General features: G+C 31.2%; 16 protein-coding genes. 10 read left to right on the top strand and 6 right to left on the bottom strand.

What is annotated here, in order from left to right:
• Positions 1-56: 56 nt before the first annotated feature.
• The 3 genes from ACFQ1U_RS09065 to folP are packed head-to-tail and all read right to left on the bottom strand — an operon-like array spanning position 57 to position 2432.
• A complete protein-coding gene (locus tag ACFQ1U_RS09065; protein ID WP_386107516.1) occupies positions 57-761 on the bottom strand; it encodes a GLPGLI family protein in 705 nt (234 codons plus the stop codon).
• 32 nt (positions 762-793) lie between these two features.
• The gene (cdaA, locus tag ACFQ1U_RS09060; RefSeq protein WP_386107513.1) at positions 794-1576 is read right to left on the bottom strand and encodes a diadenylate cyclase CdaA; all 783 of its coding nucleotides are present in this window, start codon (positions 1574-1576) and stop codon (positions 794-796) included.
• A gap of 34 nt (positions 1577-1610) precedes the next feature.
• Positions 1611-2432, bottom strand: a complete 822-nt coding sequence (gene folP / locus ACFQ1U_RS09055; protein WP_386107511.1) for a dihydropteroate synthase — start codon at positions 2430-2432, stop codon at positions 1611-1613.
• Positions 2433-2522: 90 nt separating this feature from the next.
• Between folP and ACFQ1U_RS09050 the strand changes: the two genes are divergently transcribed.
• The 7 genes from ACFQ1U_RS09050 (at position 2523) to ACFQ1U_RS09020 (ending at position 8014) form a co-directional block, all read left to right on the top strand.
• The gene (locus ACFQ1U_RS09050) at positions 2523-3065 is read left to right on the top strand and encodes a DUF1599 domain-containing protein (protein ID WP_386107509.1); all 543 of its coding nucleotides are present in this window, start codon (positions 2523-2525) and stop codon (positions 3063-3065) included.
• A 23-nt stretch (positions 3066-3088) separates the two neighbouring features.
• Complete coding sequence (locus tag ACFQ1U_RS09045; protein ID WP_386107508.1) at positions 3089-4081, top strand: DoxX family protein; 993 nt, start codon at positions 3089-3091, stop codon at positions 4079-4081.
• A gap of 51 nt (positions 4082-4132) precedes the next feature.
• Complete coding sequence (locus ACFQ1U_RS09040; protein WP_386107506.1) at positions 4133-5149, top strand: SRPBCC family protein; 1017 nt, start codon at positions 4133-4135, stop codon at positions 5147-5149.
• A gap of 60 nt (positions 5150-5209) precedes the next feature.
• On the top strand, positions 5210-5575 hold the full coding sequence (gene crcB, locus ACFQ1U_RS09035) for a fluoride efflux transporter CrcB (protein ID WP_386107504.1): 366 nt from the start codon (positions 5210-5212) through the stop codon (positions 5573-5575).
• A 3-nt stretch (positions 5576-5578) separates the two neighbouring features.
• Positions 5579-6283: a crotonase/enoyl-CoA hydratase family protein gene (locus tag ACFQ1U_RS09030; RefSeq protein WP_386107502.1), complete on the top strand. Its 705-nt coding sequence runs from the start codon at positions 5579-5581 to the stop codon at positions 6281-6283.
• 152 nt (positions 6284-6435) lie between these two features.
• Positions 6436-6774, top strand: coding sequence for a P-II family nitrogen regulator (locus ACFQ1U_RS09025; RefSeq protein WP_386107500.1), 339 nt, complete (start codon positions 6436-6438; stop codon positions 6772-6774).
• Between the two features lie 7 nt (positions 6775-6781).
• Positions 6782-8014 carry an ammonium transporter gene (locus ACFQ1U_RS09020; RefSeq protein ID WP_386107498.1) on the top strand — a complete coding sequence of 411 codons (1233 nt, stop codon included), beginning with the start codon at positions 6782-6784 and terminating at the stop codon, positions 8012-8014.
• A gap of 65 nt (positions 8015-8079) precedes the next feature.
• On the opposite strand, the gene ACFQ1U_RS09015 is transcribed toward ACFQ1U_RS09020, so the two are convergent.
• Both ACFQ1U_RS09015 and ACFQ1U_RS09010 read right to left on the bottom strand, forming a co-directional pair.
• Positions 8080-8691 (bottom strand): DUF1684 domain-containing protein, encoded by a 612-nt coding sequence (locus tag ACFQ1U_RS09015; RefSeq protein ID WP_386107496.1) that lies wholly within the window; start codon positions 8689-8691, stop codon positions 8080-8082.
• A gap of 3 nt (positions 8692-8694) precedes the next feature.
• Positions 8695-9228, bottom strand: a complete 534-nt coding sequence (locus tag ACFQ1U_RS09010) for a DUF4252 domain-containing protein (protein WP_386107494.1) — start codon at positions 9226-9228, stop codon at positions 8695-8697.
• A 284-nt stretch (positions 9229-9512) separates the two neighbouring features.
• On the opposite strand from ACFQ1U_RS09010, the gene ACFQ1U_RS09005 reads away from it, so the two are divergent.
• The 3 genes from ACFQ1U_RS09005 (at position 9513) to ACFQ1U_RS08995 (ending at position 11435) form a co-directional block, all read left to right on the top strand.
• A complete protein-coding gene (locus ACFQ1U_RS09005; protein ID WP_386107492.1) occupies positions 9513-10712 on the top strand; it encodes an MFS transporter in 1200 nt (399 codons plus the stop codon).
• 140 nt (positions 10713-10852) lie between these two features.
• Positions 10853-11179: a nucleotide pyrophosphohydrolase gene (locus ACFQ1U_RS09000; protein WP_386107490.1), complete on the top strand. Its 327-nt coding sequence runs from the start codon at positions 10853-10855 to the stop codon at positions 11177-11179.
• A 7-nt stretch (positions 11180-11186) separates the two neighbouring features.
• Positions 11187-11435: a hypothetical protein gene (locus tag ACFQ1U_RS08995; protein WP_386107488.1), complete on the top strand. Its 249-nt coding sequence runs from the start codon at positions 11187-11189 to the stop codon at positions 11433-11435.
• A gap of 28 nt (positions 11436-11463) precedes the next feature.
• Here the strand turns inward: ACFQ1U_RS08995 and ACFQ1U_RS08990 are convergent, their stop codons facing one another.
• Positions 11464-14571, bottom strand: a complete 3108-nt coding sequence (locus tag ACFQ1U_RS08990) for a VPS10 domain-containing protein (RefSeq protein WP_386107486.1) — start codon at positions 14569-14571, stop codon at positions 11464-11466.
• Positions 14572-14583 lie beyond the last annotated feature (12 nt).

The raw sequence follows: 14583 nt of genomic DNA, 5'->3' as shown, positions 1-14583 counted from the left end.
ACCAGAGAAGCTAGCTTCTCTGGTTTAAATATATTTTTTAAAACTGTCAACCTATTTTAGGACGACTCATCCCTGTATCTTTTTATTCTCATCATTTTAGTCATTTCATCGGAACTTAATTCTTGACCTTGTGGCAAATCTAATGGTATATCTGTGCAGCTATTAATAATTATTTTTTCAGCATAATAAGAAGCTGTTTTTCCTTTATGAAATTCTAAGATAACACCAGGTAAGCCTCCAAAACCAATTGGGCCATACGAGTGAGGTATTTCTTCTGTAAACCAAGCGTAGTTGGTAATATATTTACCACTTCTTTTATTAAAAATTTTATTATATGCTTTTTTACAAACATATCCTTTAATATTTTTTTGTTCTTCAGTTATTACCCAATTAGTAGTTTTTTTAACTTGACTTACGTTATAATGTTGGTAATCTAAAAGTTTTGTGTAATAAGACTGTTTTTTTTGATTTTGATAAAAAGGTGAATAGTATCCAAGTAATACTCTAGTTAATTTAGGACTAGTGCTAATAGTTGTATCAAGTGAATTGTCTATTAATAAGTTTTCAATGTATTTAAAGTATGATTTCTCTTTATTAAAAAGAAGTTCAAACTTCATGTAAGAGGCGTTTTTAGTGTGTGTTTTTATAAAATCTGCCTTAGATTTTTTTGGATTGTGTAAGTTTGCTGAATAAGTAATTTTAGAATTTTGAGAGCTTACTGCAATACTTGTAAAAAGTAAAAAAATAAATAGATGTTTCATAGCTTGTAATTTTAATAACAAGTTATGAAATATTATTCAGATAAATCTTTTTTTAACTTTTCGTTAAGTTGATCTTGGTTTTTATAAAGAACAAATTCTCCGTCTTTTATGTAAGAAATTTCTCCTGTTTCTTCAGAAACTAAAAGACATACAGCATCTGTTTTTTCAGTAACACCAATAGCAGCTCTGTGTCTTAACCCAAACCGAGCAGGTATTTTTGAGTTTTCAGATACAGGTAAAATTACACGCGTAGCAATAATGTAGTTATCTCTAATAATAGTGGCACCATCATGCAAAGGGCTATTTTTATAAAAAATACTTTCTAAAATAGCATCGGTAACTAAGGCATTCATTTTATCACCAGAATTAGCTATAAAATCAAGCTTATTAGTTCTTTCTATAACAATTAAGGCGCCTGTTTTTTCTTTAGAAAAAGCAGTGAATGTTTTTAAAATAGTATCAACATCGGTATCAGCATTAATTTCTGATTGTAAAAATTTTAATTGATTTAAAAATCCACGTTTAGTTTTAAAGTTAGTGGTACCAATCATTAATAAAAATTTACGTATTTCTTGTTGAAAAACTATAATTAAAGCAATTACACCACCAGAAAGTAAATACCCTAAAATACCACTTAACATTTCCATTTGTAAAGCTTGAGTAACTTTCCAAATTAAAAAAATTAAAGCAATACCTATTACAATATTAATAGCAACGGTACCTTTTAATAGTTTATAAATGTAGTAGAGTAATACAGCAACAAGAATGATATCTAAAACATCTAAAAAGGAAAAGTGTAAAAAGTCTAAATTCATTCTTGTAAATAGGTTTTAGGTAAATGTACTAATTTTATTGAATTTTACTTACAATTTTTACAGCTTCAACTGCTTCTTTTACATCGTGTACACGTAAAATATTAGCACCGTTTAAAAGGGCAATGGTGTTGGCAACTGTAGTTGCGTTTAAAGCATTAGCAGCATCAGTATTTAATGTTTTATAAAGCATTGATTTTCTTGAAACACCTGCTAAAATTGGAGCGTCCAAACTTTTAAATAATGATAATTTTTGGAGAAGCTCAAAATTATGATCAATGGTTTTTCCAAAACCAAAACCAACATCAATAATAACATCATTAACTTTTAAATTGTGTAATTTAAAAAGTTGTTCTGCAAAAAAAGTAATAAGTTCTGTAGTTACATTTTTATATTGCGGATTTTGTTGCATGTTTTGCGGGGTGCCTTGCATGTGCATTAAAATGTAAGGAACTTGATGTTTTGCAATAGTAGCAAACATGTTATTATCCATTTTACCACCAGAAATATCATTAATTACAGCGGCACCATGTTTAAGTGTAGTGTCAGCCACTTTACTTCTAAAAGTATCTACCGAAATAACAATGCTTTTAAAATTGTTTACAAGTAAATCTATAATTGGAACTATACGTGCTAATTCTTCTTCTTCGGAAATATGAGCTGCTCCGGGTCTAGATGAATAGGCACCAACATCTATAAAAGTTGCACCTTGTTGTAACATAGTATCAACTTGTTGCAATATTTCATCGTTATTTTTGTATTTTCCACCATCATAAAAAGAGTCGGGAGTAATATTTAAGATTCCCATAACCTTGGGAGATGAAAGATCAATTAAATTACCAAGGCAATTTATGGTCATAATTGTATAGTTTTTTGTAAATTTTCAGGTAAAAATAAATGATTAACTTTTGTTTTGCTATTTTTACATGATTTTTTCAGAAGATAGCTAATGCAAAATACATCAAAACAGTACGATACGGTAATCCAGGAATGTAGAAGTTTATTTGTTAAAAAAATGAGCGATTATGGAAGTGCATGGAGAATTTTACGTTTACCATCATTAACCGATCAAATTTTTATCAAAGCACAACGTATTCGTCAATTACAAGAAAATGATGTAAGAAAGGTTGATGAAGGGGAAAAATCTGAGTTTATAGGTATTATTAATTATTCAGTTATGGCTTTAATTCAGCTAGAATTAGGTGTGGTAGATCAGCCTGACTTAACTACTGAGGAAGCAACTAGCTTGTATGATAAGCAAGTTACCATAACTAAAGAGTTAATGGAAAATAAAAATCATGATTACGGTGAGGCTTGGAGAGATATGCGTGTAGCTTCATTAACTGATTTAATTTTACAAAAACTATTACGAGTAAAACAAATTGAGGATAATAAAGGTAAAACGATAGTGTCTGAAGGAATAGATGCTAATTACCAAGATATGATAAATTATGCTGTTTTTGCAATGATTCATCTTTCTGAAGAAAAATAAACAAAATTTAATTCCCCATAATTATGTTAAAATTACTTACCCACATTTCTAGAGTTCTTGTAGGACTTTTATTTATTTATTCTGGATTTGTAAAATTGGTAGACCCTATTGGATCTCAATACAAATTTGAAGAATATTTCAGTGCAGATGTATTAAACTTAGAGTTTTTAATACCAGTTGCCCTTGCTTTTTCTGTGTTGTTAATAGTTACAGAATTAGTTTTAGGTGTTATGTTACTAGTTGGTTATAAGCCAAAATTTACGGTTTGGAGCTTGTTTGGTTTAAATCTTATATTTTTATTTTTAACCTGGTATTCATACGCATATAATAAAGTTACAGATTGTGGTTGTTTTGGAGATGCAATTAAGTTAACGCCTAAAGAAACATTTTATAAAAACATTATTTTTATGGTTTTTATTATCATTTTAATAGTGGGTGTGCGCTTCATAAGGCCATTAATGTCAAAAAAAATAGCCTCTTATGCTACTTTCGGTTCTGTAGTTATTTCATTATTAATAGCATTTTATGTATTAAATCATTTGCCTATTATTGATTTTAGAGCCTATGCAGTGGGAACAAACATAGAGGAAGGAATGATGTTTGGACCTAACGGAGAAGAACCAAAAATTCATGACTTTGAAATTGGAACTGGAGAAGGTGATATGATGGAAGAAATGTTGTCTCAAGATAAAGCTCTCTTAGTTTTAATGACTACTGTTAAAAAAGTTAATAAAGAAGGATTAAAGGCCGTTTCAGAAGTAGCCGCTAAAGCTCAACAAAACGGTTATAAAGTGTACGTGTTATCATCTGCAGAAATGGTTTTTGATGCTAATTATGGTGAAACAGCAAAGTTAGATGCTTTCAAAAAAGAGTATAATTTACCATACACATTTGGTAGCTGTGATGAAAAGGCTATAAAAACGGCTGTTAGAGCTAATCCTGGTATTATTGCAGTTCATAAAGGTATTATTGCAGCGAAGTATAACTGGAATGATGCTGATGAATTAGAGTTTTAATATTCATTTTATTTTGTACATTTAGGCTGATTAACTTAAAATCAGCTAACTATGAAATTTCTAAAATACCTTTTGTTACTTATTTTGGCGCTTGTGGTAATTGGTTTGTTGTATGTGTCAATGCAACCTTCTGATTACAATGTATCTAGGTCAAAAGTAATTAACCGTCCTGTTTCCGATGTTTTCAACACAATTAATGATCTAAAAACTTGGGAAAAGTGGGGGCCATGGCACGATGAAGATAGTACTATTGTTATTACTTATGGAGATAAAACTGTAGGTGTTGGAGCAAGTGATAGTTGGACTAGTAAAGATGGACCTGGAAGTATGACTACTGTTGCTTTAGAGCCAAATAGTTCAATTTTACAAGAAATGCGTTTTGGAGATAATGAACCAAGTGAAACACTCTGGAACTTTGAAGAAACGTCTGAAGGAACTAAAGTTACTTGGACCATGAAGGATGATAAAGCTCCTTTTATGTTTAAAATATTTTCTGCGATATCTGGTGGTTGGGATGCAATGTTAGGTCCTATGTTGGCTAAAGGATTAGATAATTTAGAGGCTTATATTGAAACTATTCCAGTTAAATATACATTAAGTAAAATTGAAGAGAAACAAACGGAAGATCAATATTTTATAGGGTATAGACATGCTATGAAAATTGATCAAGAAGCTATTATGAAAACTTTTAACGATGATATGCCAAAGGTAATAGAGCATTTGGTTGCTTCTGGAATCAGTTATGATAGCTTTACATCTGGAGCTTTGTACTTTAATTGGGACGAAGAAAATGGAGAAACAGAAATGGTAATCGGAGCAGCAATAAATAAAGAAGTTCCAACCAAAGATAGTATGGAGTTACTAAAAATTCCAGCATCAAAAGTAGTTACTTTAAGTAAGTGTGGAGGTTATGGTGATGGAGATTATGAAGCTCACACTGCTATTAATACTTACTTATCTAAAAATAATTTGGAAATTAACCTGCCAATTTATGAGTTGTATGTTAATGATCCCTCAAAAGTAAAACCATTAGAGGTGCAAACGGATATTTATTATCCTGTAAAATAAAATACAGATACTTTTTTGAAAACCTCACAGAATTGTGAGGTTTTCTTATTTTCGTAACTTATGAAACAGCTATTATTAGTTTTTGTTGGAGGTGGAATTGGTAGTACAGCTCGTTACTTTGTTAGTAAGCTTTTAAACAACTCACAAGTACTACCATTAGGTACAATGCTTGTAAATGTAGTTGGAAGTTTTTTAATAGGAGCTATTTTAGGTTATGCCATAAAACAACCAACACAACAAAACTTAGTGTTATTGTTAGCAACGGGGTTTTGTGGTGGTTTTACCACATTTTCTACCTTTGCTTATGAAAACCAGTTATTATTAAAGTCGGGAGATTACACCTCATTTCTATTCTATACTTTCGGAAGTGTTATAGCTGGTTTAATCGCAGTTTTTTTAGGAATTTTATTAGTAAAATATTTATAAACAATGAACAATTTAGTACACTATTCATCAGAAGATAATTATGCAATTATAACTATTAAAAATGGTAAAGTAAATGCTATTTCACATGAGGTAATTGCAGAAATAAATGAGTGTTTAGATAAGGCATTAGAAGATGAAAAAGTAGTAATTTTAACAGGGCAACCAGGTATTTTATCTGGTGGATATGATTTAAAGGTGATGACTCAATCATTAGATGCGGCTAAAGAGCTTGTTTCTAAAGGATCAGAATTGTCACACAGGTTATTATCTTTTCCATTACCTGTAATTGTAGCATGTTCTGGTCATGCAGTAGCAAAAGGAGCCTTTTTATTATTGTCTGCAGATTATAGATTAGGAATAGACGGAGATTTTAAAATTGGTTTAAATGAAGTAATGATTGGTATGACAATGCATAATGCAGGTATTGCAATAGCTAAAAATAAATTAACGTCAGTTTATCTTGATAGAAGTGTTAATAATGCTGAAATGTATTCACCAAAAGATGCTGTTGCCGCTGGTTTTATAGATAAAACTGTTCCTCAAGAACATTTATTACCAACAGCTATAAAAGTAGCACAAATGTTTGGTCAATTAAACTTAAAAGCCCATGCAGCAACCAAGTTAAAAGTTAGGAAAGAATTTTTAGAGAATTTGCAACTTTCTATTGATTTAGATAAAAAAGAAGAGTTATCTTTCAGTAAAAAGTAAGAATATCATAAAAAAACACCATGTAATTTAATAACTCCTTTTTTTAAGGGGTTATTTTTTTTGATTTAATAAAAATGAAGTAACAGTCTCATTTTCTTTTGATTATATAGGGGCTTCTGCTATTTTTATGGCTTCTTTAACAGATCTTAACAATGAAAAAAATTGAAGCCATTATTCGCAAATCTAAGTTTGAAGAAGTTAGAGATGCGCTCCATGAAATTGAAGTAAACTTTTTAACGTATTGGGATGTAACAGGTGTTGGTAATGAACAAAAAGGACATGTTTATCGCGGTGTTACTTATAGTACTACAGATATTCCAAGAAGAATGTTGTCTATTGTTGTTTCTGATCATTTTTTAGATAAAACATTAGAGGTTTTATTAAAGGCAGCCTATACAGGCGAGGTAGGTGATGGGAAAGTTTTTGTATTACCAGTAGAACAAGCTTACAGAATTAGAACTCAAGAAAAAGGTACAGAATCACTTCAATAATAATAACATGGACAATACACTTTTTACAGCAAATAATATTTGGATGATGTTATGTATTGCATTAGTTTTTATAATGCATTTAGGTTTTTCACTGTTAGAAATAGGATTAACTAGAGCCAAAAATACGGTTAACATATTATTTAAAAACGTTATCATTATTATAATAGGATTGCTAACCTATGCTTTACTCGGATTTAATTTAATGTACCCCGGAGCTGAATTTGCTGGAGGTTTTGCTGGCTTTTCTGGTTTTGGATTATCATTACCAGAAAATGGTTTAACTGCCGCATATTATAACGGACAATATACATATTGGACAGAGTTTCTTTTTCAAGCAATGTTTGCTGCAACAGCTGCTACTATAGTTTCTGGGGCGGTTGCAGAACGTGTTCGTATAGATAGTTTTATTATATTTTCAACTATTTATGTAGGAATCATCTATCCAATAGTAGGTATGTGGAAATGGGGTGGAGGATTTTTAGAAAAATTAGGTTTTTATGATTTTGCAGGTTCTACCATTGTGCATTCGGTAGGTGGTTGGGCAGCTGTAGTAGCTGTTTGGTTGCTTGGAGCAAGAATTGGTAAGTTTAAAAAAGGTAAAATTAGTGTAATTGCAGGACATAATTTACCATTGGCAACTGCAGGTGTATTCTTACTTTGGTTTGGTTGGTTTGGCTTTAATGGAGGTTCCGTTTTATCAGCAGATCCTGGTAAAACCTCATTAGTATTAGTAACAACTTGTTTGGCAGCTGCAGCAGGTGGTTTTGGTGCTTTTTTAGTTTCATATTTAAAGTACAAGCAAAACGATTTATCAATGCTTTTAAACGGTGTACTAGGTGGATTAGTAGGAATTACTGCTGGAGCAGATGTAATGGGTGTTTCAGATGCTATTATTATTGGTTTTATTGCTGGAGTTTTAATTGTATTGGCAGTAGCCGCAATAGATCGTTTAAAGTTAGATGATCCAGTTGGAGCAATTTCTGTACATCTTGTATGCGGAATATGGGGAACTTTAGCAGTTGGTATTTTTGGAAAATTAGCTGGTTTTAATCAGTTCTTAAACCAACTTATAGGTGTAGGTGCTGTAGCTGTTTTTTGTGTGTTAACTTCTTTTATCATTTTATATGCGCTTAAGTTATCTATAGGTTTAAGAGTAAGTCAGCGTGAAGAGTTAGAAGGGTTAGATATTCATGAACATGGTATGGAAGCTTATTCAGATTTTAGAATGAATGGGCATTAATGCTCTTTTATATAGTTAGTGTGGTAAAAATAAAGCCTTCTTTGTATAAGAAGGCTTTATTGATTTTATGGTTTTTCATAAGCTTTTACTCCAGCTTCAATAGGTATATCTAAGTAATTTTCTGAAGGGGTTATCGGGCATGAATATTCTTTATTATAAGCACAATATGGATTATAAGCTTTGTTAAAATCAATAGTTATTTGTGTACCTTCTTTGTTTTCATCAGTAGTGAGAATTTCCACATATCTACCTCCTTTATAAGTTGACCTTCCGTTAGTTTTATCTAAAAAAGGTAAAAATAAATAGTCTTTATAAATTGGTTCTGGAGCTTCATCTTTATAAATATTTAAAGAAAAATTTTTACCATCAATATTAAAACTAACAACGCCGTACTTTTTGTATGCTACAATTCTTTCTGTAGTAGTTTGAAATGGGATAACAGGACTGTTAGGTGTTTTAGTTAATTGAGCTGTTATCTTAAATTTATTATCAATAGGAAAAAAAGCTAATCCTTTAAATTTTTTTAAATCTGTTTTGGTAAGTGGTGATTTTGATGCGTCTTTAAAATCGCTATTCATTTTTTTTTGAAACGGAGAATCACCTATAATAGTTCTTTTACCATTTGAGTCACATGAAATAAGTAAACAGCTTACTATGAATATAAAAAAAGATCTCATAAGTTATTGTTGATACGGATTAAATCCTTTGTTTATAGGAGTTTGAAAGTTATTCTGAATTAATTTATCTGAAAGTTCTTCAAACTGATTGGTTTCTGAAATACGCTGAAGCTCATTGGGGTTAAAATTACCTTTTAAATAAAAAGCAGACGCTTTTTGTGGCGTTGCATTAAAAATTATAGCCTGTTTAACAATATCGCCATGTTCTATTACAGCTACAATTTTGGTTTTTTCTACACTATTTTTTCTAATAATATCTTTGTAATTGGATGTTACTAGATTTATTTGTTGAATTAATTCTTGTTGTTTAGCAGGTGTTATCTCATTAAATGTAATAAACTTAAAGTCGTTTACCTTTCCAAATAAACCGTTCATTTCTGGAGAGATAGAGCCTAATAGTGTTTTCATAAAGTTTGGAACTTGAAAAGCAGTAACGCCTATATCGTTTTTATGTTCATTAAAAAAAGATTGAAAGCTTTTTGTACTTCCGCAGGCAATCAATGCAATAAAAACAGATAAGAATAATAATTTTTTCATCAGTAAAAATTTAACAAAAACAGGTGTTTAAGCGAATTTCTATAAAATTCAGTTAAGAAACAAACATTTAATATACAACCAATAGATATTTTACTTATGTTTGCTTTGTAAAATATTAGAAATGAGAACAATTTGTACATATAAGCAATGGGAATCGGTAGTTAAACTACCATTAAGTAGGGCTTTTTATGTATAAATTATAATTTTATAAACATTACGATTATATACAAGTCCGACTTATTTAAGTCGGACTTCTTTTTTTATATACCTAACAACTAAAAACTATGAAAAATTTAATTTCTAACTATGTAAATACTTTCAAGGGGTTATCGAAAGAAGTTTGGTGGTTATCATTAATAACACTAATTAATAGAGCAGGAACAATGGTTATTCCTTTTTTATCATTGTATTTAACTCAGAGTTTAAACTTTACATTAAAAGATGTAGGTTGGATTATGTCTTTTTTTGGTTTAGGTTCTGTTGTAGGTTCATGGTTAGGAGGTAAGCTAACAGATCAAATAGGTTCATATAAAGTGATGTTAGGAAGCTTGTTATTAACAGGTGTTTTATTTGTTTTGTTGCAGTTTGTTACAACTTTTGAAGAGTTTTGTGCTTCTATTTTTATATTGATGCTGGTGGCTGATACTTTTAGACCAGCTATGTTTGTAGCGCTTAGTGCTTACAGTAAACCAGAAAACAAAACAAGATCGGTAACACTAATTCGTTTAGCTATTAATTTAGGTTTTTCTGCGGGGCCAGCTGTTGGCGGATTCATTATAACAACCTTAAGTTATAAAGGTTTGTTTTGGGTTGATGGAGTTACTTGTGCATTAGCAGCAATATTATTACTTAATGTTTTAAACCCTAAAAAAGCAAGAGTATTAGATGAGGTTAAAAATGATAATCCTGTTTCAGTGTATTCAGATAAAATATTTTTAGTTTTCTTAATAGCAATGATGATTTTTGGAGTAGTGTTTTTACAATACTTCTCTACTATTCCGTTGTATTACAAAGAAGTACATTACTTGTCAGAGTTCCAAATAGGACTGTTAATGGGAATGAATGGTTTTGTAATTTTTGCTTTAGAAATGCCATTGGTAAAATGGCTAGAAAATGGAAGGTATACCAAAATAGGGCTTATGATTTTTGGAGGTATTCTACTGGCATTAAGTATATTGGTTTTTAACGTAACAAGTTGGTCGGGAATATTGGTAATAGGTATGCTAATGATGACAATAGGAGAGATGATTGCTTTTCCTTTTTCTAATGCTTTTGCAATGGAGAGCGCAAAAAAAGGAAATCAAGGTGAATATATGGCATTGTATAGTGTAGCATTCTCTATTGCTCATATTTTTGGTCATAATTCAGGTATGCATCTTGTAGAAGAGGTAGGTTTTGAGACTACTTGGTATGTAATTTTTGCATTATCATTATTAAGTGGAGTTTTTCTTTTAATAGTTAAAAAGGCTAAAAAGAAATCTTAACTTAAAATCAGGTTATTTTTAAGTTTAAAAAAGTACTATCTCTCTATGTCTTTTAAATTTAAAAAGATATAATTAATAAGAAGTAATTAACTATGCGTTTTAAATCAAGAATATTATTTTTGACTTAGAAATTTAGAATTATGAATATACAAGACGCACAAAAACAAGTTGATGATTGGATAAAAAATCACGGAGTTCGTTATTTTAATGAGTTAACAAACATGGCTCAGCTTACTGAAGAAGTAGGAGAAGTTGCTCGTATTATTGCTCGCAGATACGGTGAACAAAGTGAAAAAGAGAGTGATAAAAATAAAGATTTAGGTGAAGAACTTGCCGATGTTATGTTTGTAGTTTTATGTTTAGCCAATCAAACAGGTGTTAATTTACAAGAAGCGTTTGATAAAAAGTTAGACTTAAAAACTAAACGAGATCACGATCGTCATCACAATAACGAAAAATTAAAGTAACACATTTATGAGATTATTAGATAAGTTTCAGCAAAAAGCTTTTTGGATTAATGTATTTAAAGTTGGACTCCCGTTTTTTTTAATAGTTACCGTTTTTTCTTTGTTAATGGCGTCATACGGTAATTTTTCATTAACAGATTTTGAAGCAATGAACGAAACATTATTTTCCGAAGGAAAATGGATTCGTTTTTGGTTGTCAAAAATAGTTATTAGTTTAGGGTACGGAATGTATGTTACCAATAAAAATATGAAATAAAAAAAGCGACCAATTGGTCGCTTTTTTGTTAATTTAATTGAATAAAATCTATTTGACTTTCTTTAATTTTTTGGTTTAAGGTAGCTACCTTAGTATTAAAAATAGTTGAAAGTTTATCAAGCTCTATATTGATCTCTTTAGTAATTTCATTTTTAAAATCAATAGCTTGTTGAGTTGGAGCATAATTTCCAATTCTAGTCAAAGAATTTAAATGAGCTAACTTATTGTTTAAACGAATAGGGTAATTTAAAGGGTCTTGTCCGCTTTTACTTTTAGTTTGATATAATGTTTCCTCTATAACAGTTATTTCTTTCACTAAATCATTGGCATAAGTTATTAGTTCTTTATGTTTTTCTTTGTCTTTTATTGATTTTTTTAAGGTTTCTACTTGTTTTTTTATGCTTTGAACATTTTTTAAAGCTTTGTGGATTTCAGTCATTTTTGAATTAATATCGTTAATAAAATCAAACTGAGCTTTCATGTCTGCCAAAGTAGCTTCAGAAGTAGGGTTTCTTAGTATCGAAAAGTTTTTACTAACAGATGTGTCGTTATGAGTTAAGGTAACTTTATAATTTCCTGGTAAAGCCATTGGTCCTGACAATGAAGCCCACCATAAAATCATGCCTTTTACTCTTTCTGCACCAGGGTACATCATGTTCCAATAAAAAATACTATTTCCTTCTTTTACAGTAAGTTTTTCTTCATCTTTATCAGAATTTGGTTTGTTGCTATATTTTTTAATCAAATTATTTTCACTGTCATAAAAAGATAAAGATACTGTGTCTTTTTCATCTACTTTAGGCAAGTAATAGTTAATAGCAACGCCACCAGGGTGGTTTGTTCCTTGAGTTTTAGATGTTCTTCCTCTGCCTCCGGCTAAATTAAAAGCATCTTTAGGTTGATATAAAATAACTGCCTCATTTTTATGCATGGTTGTAGCTTGATGCAACGGGGTTAAATCATCAATAATCCATAATGATCTACCTTGCGTAGCCGCAATTAAATTATCATTTTTTATGGTTAAATCTGTAATTGGAACAATAGGTAAATTTTGCTGAAAAGATTGCCAGTTTTTACCATCATTAAATGAAATGTACATTCCTTTTTCTGTACCGGCATACAATAATCCTTTTCGTTTAGGGTCAGCACGTAGAGCACGAGTAAAATCTTCCTCTGCAATTCCTTTTGTGATTAGTTTCCATGATTTTCCATAATTTTCTGTTTTGTATATATATGGTTTGTAGTCACCAGATTTGTATTTTGTACCTACAATATAGGCACCTCCTTTAGTAAATGGATCAACTTCAATACAATTAATCATCATCCAATCAGGCATTTGTTTTGGGGTAACATTGGTCCAGTTTTCTCCATTATTTTTAGAAATATGTACTAATCCATCATCAGAACCAGTCCATAGTAAACCGTTTTCATACGAAGATTCAGTTGCAGCGAATATTGTGCCGTAGTATTCAACACCAGTATTATCTTTAGTAATAGGCCCTCCAGACGGTCCTAGAGTTTTTGGGTCGTTTCTTGTTAAATCAGGACTAATAACTTTCCATGATTGTCCTTCATTTTCGGTAACATGTAAATGATTAGAGGCAGCGTATAATCTTTTTTTGTTATTAGGAGAGAAAAAGATAGGGAAGTTCCACTGAAAACGGTATTTAAAATCTTCAGCACCATGTCCCATTGGGTCGTCTGGCCATACATTAATAGCTCTCGTTTCGTTAGTGGTATGATTTTTTCTAGTTAATAATCCACCATAACTACCACCATAAACAATATCATTATTTAAAGGGTCTACTGCAATATGAGCACTTTCACCACCAGCAGTACTTTCCCAGTCAGATTCTGATATAAAGCTGCCTTGAGTTCTGTGAGCTATTCTAATGGTAGAGTTATCTTGTTGTGCGGCATAAATTCTGTATGGAAAATGATTGTCTGTAGTAACTCTGTAAAATTGCGCTGTTGGTTGATTATAGTATGTGCTCCAATTCTCACCAGCATCAAAAGAAATTTGTGCTCCACCATCATCACCAATAATCATTCGTTGATTGTCTTCTGGAGCAATCCACAGGTCGTGGTGATCACCATGAGGAGCATTGTACGTTTTATAGGTCTTACCACCATCAGTAGATTTATGATATCTTACATTTAACACGTATAAAATATTTTCATCTTGACTATCTGCGTATAAACGAGTGTAGTACCAAGCACGTTGTCTTAATTTTCTTTCTTTATTGATTAGTTTCCAAGTTTTTCCTGCGTCGGTAGATTTATAAACTCCACCATTTTCATTTTCAATAAGTGCCCAAACAATATCAGAGTTTACCGGTGAAACTGTAATGCCACTTATTCCCCAAATTCCTTTAGGTAATCCATTGTTAGCAGAAATGATTACCCAAGTTTCACCACCATCAGTACTTTTCCATATTCCTGAACCTTCACCACCGCTTGATAAGCTGTAAGGAGTTCTTCTTACATTCCAAGTAGAGGCATATAAAATTCTTGAGTTATTAGGATCGATAATTAAATCAACTGCACCAGCATCTTTACTAGAAAACAAAACTTTTTTCCAGGTTTTTCCTCCGTTAGTTGATTTGTAAACCCCTCTTTCATTTGTTGGTTTGTATAAATCACCCATTACAGCGGCGTAAACAATGTCTGGGTTTTGAGGATGTATTCTTACACGAGCAATATGTCTTGAATTAGGAAGTCCCATATGTTGCCATGTTTTACCAGCGTCTATAGATTTCCAAATGCCGTCGCCAGATGATACATTACCACGAACCGTTTTTTCACCCATACCAACATAAATCACATTATTATCCCATTCGCTCACAGCTATAGATCCTACTGAGCCACCAAAAAATCCATCAGAAATATTTTGCCAAGTATTACCCGCATCGTTAGTTTTCCATACACCACCACCAGTACTTCCCATGTAAAAGAGGTTGGGCTTCTTAGCAACACCAGTTACAGCGCAACTTCTACCACCTCTAAACGGACCGATATTTCGCCAAGTAATTGCACTAAAATGTTCTTTAGAAAATTGGTTATCGTTTTTTTGAGCATTAACTTTGTTGTTTGGCCAAAAGAGAAGACCGCACAACAGTATTAGTAGTTTTTTCATTTTTGAGTTAGT

Source organism: Tenacibaculum geojense (assembly GCF_042676005.1).
GTDB classification, from domain to species: Bacteria; Bacteroidota; Bacteroidia; order Flavobacteriales; family Flavobacteriaceae; genus Polaribacter; species Polaribacter geojense.
The sequence above is the reverse complement of the archived record's forward strand: the minus strand, read 5'-3'. Positions and strand labels throughout refer to the sequence as shown.

Coding starts and splice junctions, on each gene's coding strand:
- ACFQ1U_RS09065 (WP_386107516.1), bottom strand. CDS start 761: ATGAAACATCTATTTATTTTTTTACTTTTTACAAGTATTGCAGTAAGC.
- cdaA (WP_386107513.1), bottom strand. CDS start 1,576: ATGAATTTAGACTTTTTACACTTTTCCTTTTTAGATGTTTTAGATATC.
- folP (WP_386107511.1), bottom strand. CDS start 2,432: ATGACCATAAATTGCCTTGGTAATTTAATTGATCTTTCATCTCCCAAG.
- ACFQ1U_RS09050 (WP_386107509.1), top strand. CDS start 2,523: ATGCAAAATACATCAAAACAGTACGATACGGTAATCCAGGAATGTAGA.
- ACFQ1U_RS09045 (WP_386107508.1), top strand. CDS start 3,089: ATGTTAAAATTACTTACCCACATTTCTAGAGTTCTTGTAGGACTTTTA.
- ACFQ1U_RS09040 (WP_386107506.1), top strand. CDS start 4,133: ATGAAATTTCTAAAATACCTTTTGTTACTTATTTTGGCGCTTGTGGTA.
- crcB (WP_386107504.1), top strand. CDS start 5,210: ATGAAACAGCTATTATTAGTTTTTGTTGGAGGTGGAATTGGTAGTACA.
- ACFQ1U_RS09030 (WP_386107502.1), top strand. CDS start 5,579: ATGAACAATTTAGTACACTATTCATCAGAAGATAATTATGCAATTATA.
- ACFQ1U_RS09025 (WP_386107500.1), top strand. CDS start 6,436: ATGAAAAAAATTGAAGCCATTATTCGCAAATCTAAGTTTGAAGAAGTT.
- ACFQ1U_RS09020 (WP_386107498.1), top strand. CDS start 6,782: ATGGACAATACACTTTTTACAGCAAATAATATTTGGATGATGTTATGT.
- ACFQ1U_RS09015 (WP_386107496.1), bottom strand. CDS start 8,691: ATGAGATCTTTTTTTATATTCATAGTAAGCTGTTTACTTATTTCATGT.
- ACFQ1U_RS09010 (WP_386107494.1), bottom strand. CDS start 9,228: ATGAAAAAATTATTATTCTTATCTGTTTTTATTGCATTGATTGCCTGC.
- ACFQ1U_RS09005 (WP_386107492.1), top strand. CDS start 9,513: ATGAAAAATTTAATTTCTAACTATGTAAATACTTTCAAGGGGTTATCG.
- ACFQ1U_RS09000 (WP_386107490.1), top strand. CDS start 10,853: ATGAATATACAAGACGCACAAAAACAAGTTGATGATTGGATAAAAAAT.
- ACFQ1U_RS08995 (WP_386107488.1), top strand. CDS start 11,187: ATGAGATTATTAGATAAGTTTCAGCAAAAAGCTTTTTGGATTAATGTA.
- ACFQ1U_RS08990 (WP_386107486.1), bottom strand. CDS start 14,571: ATGAAAAAACTACTAATACTGTTGTGCGGTCTTCTCTTTTGGCCAAAC.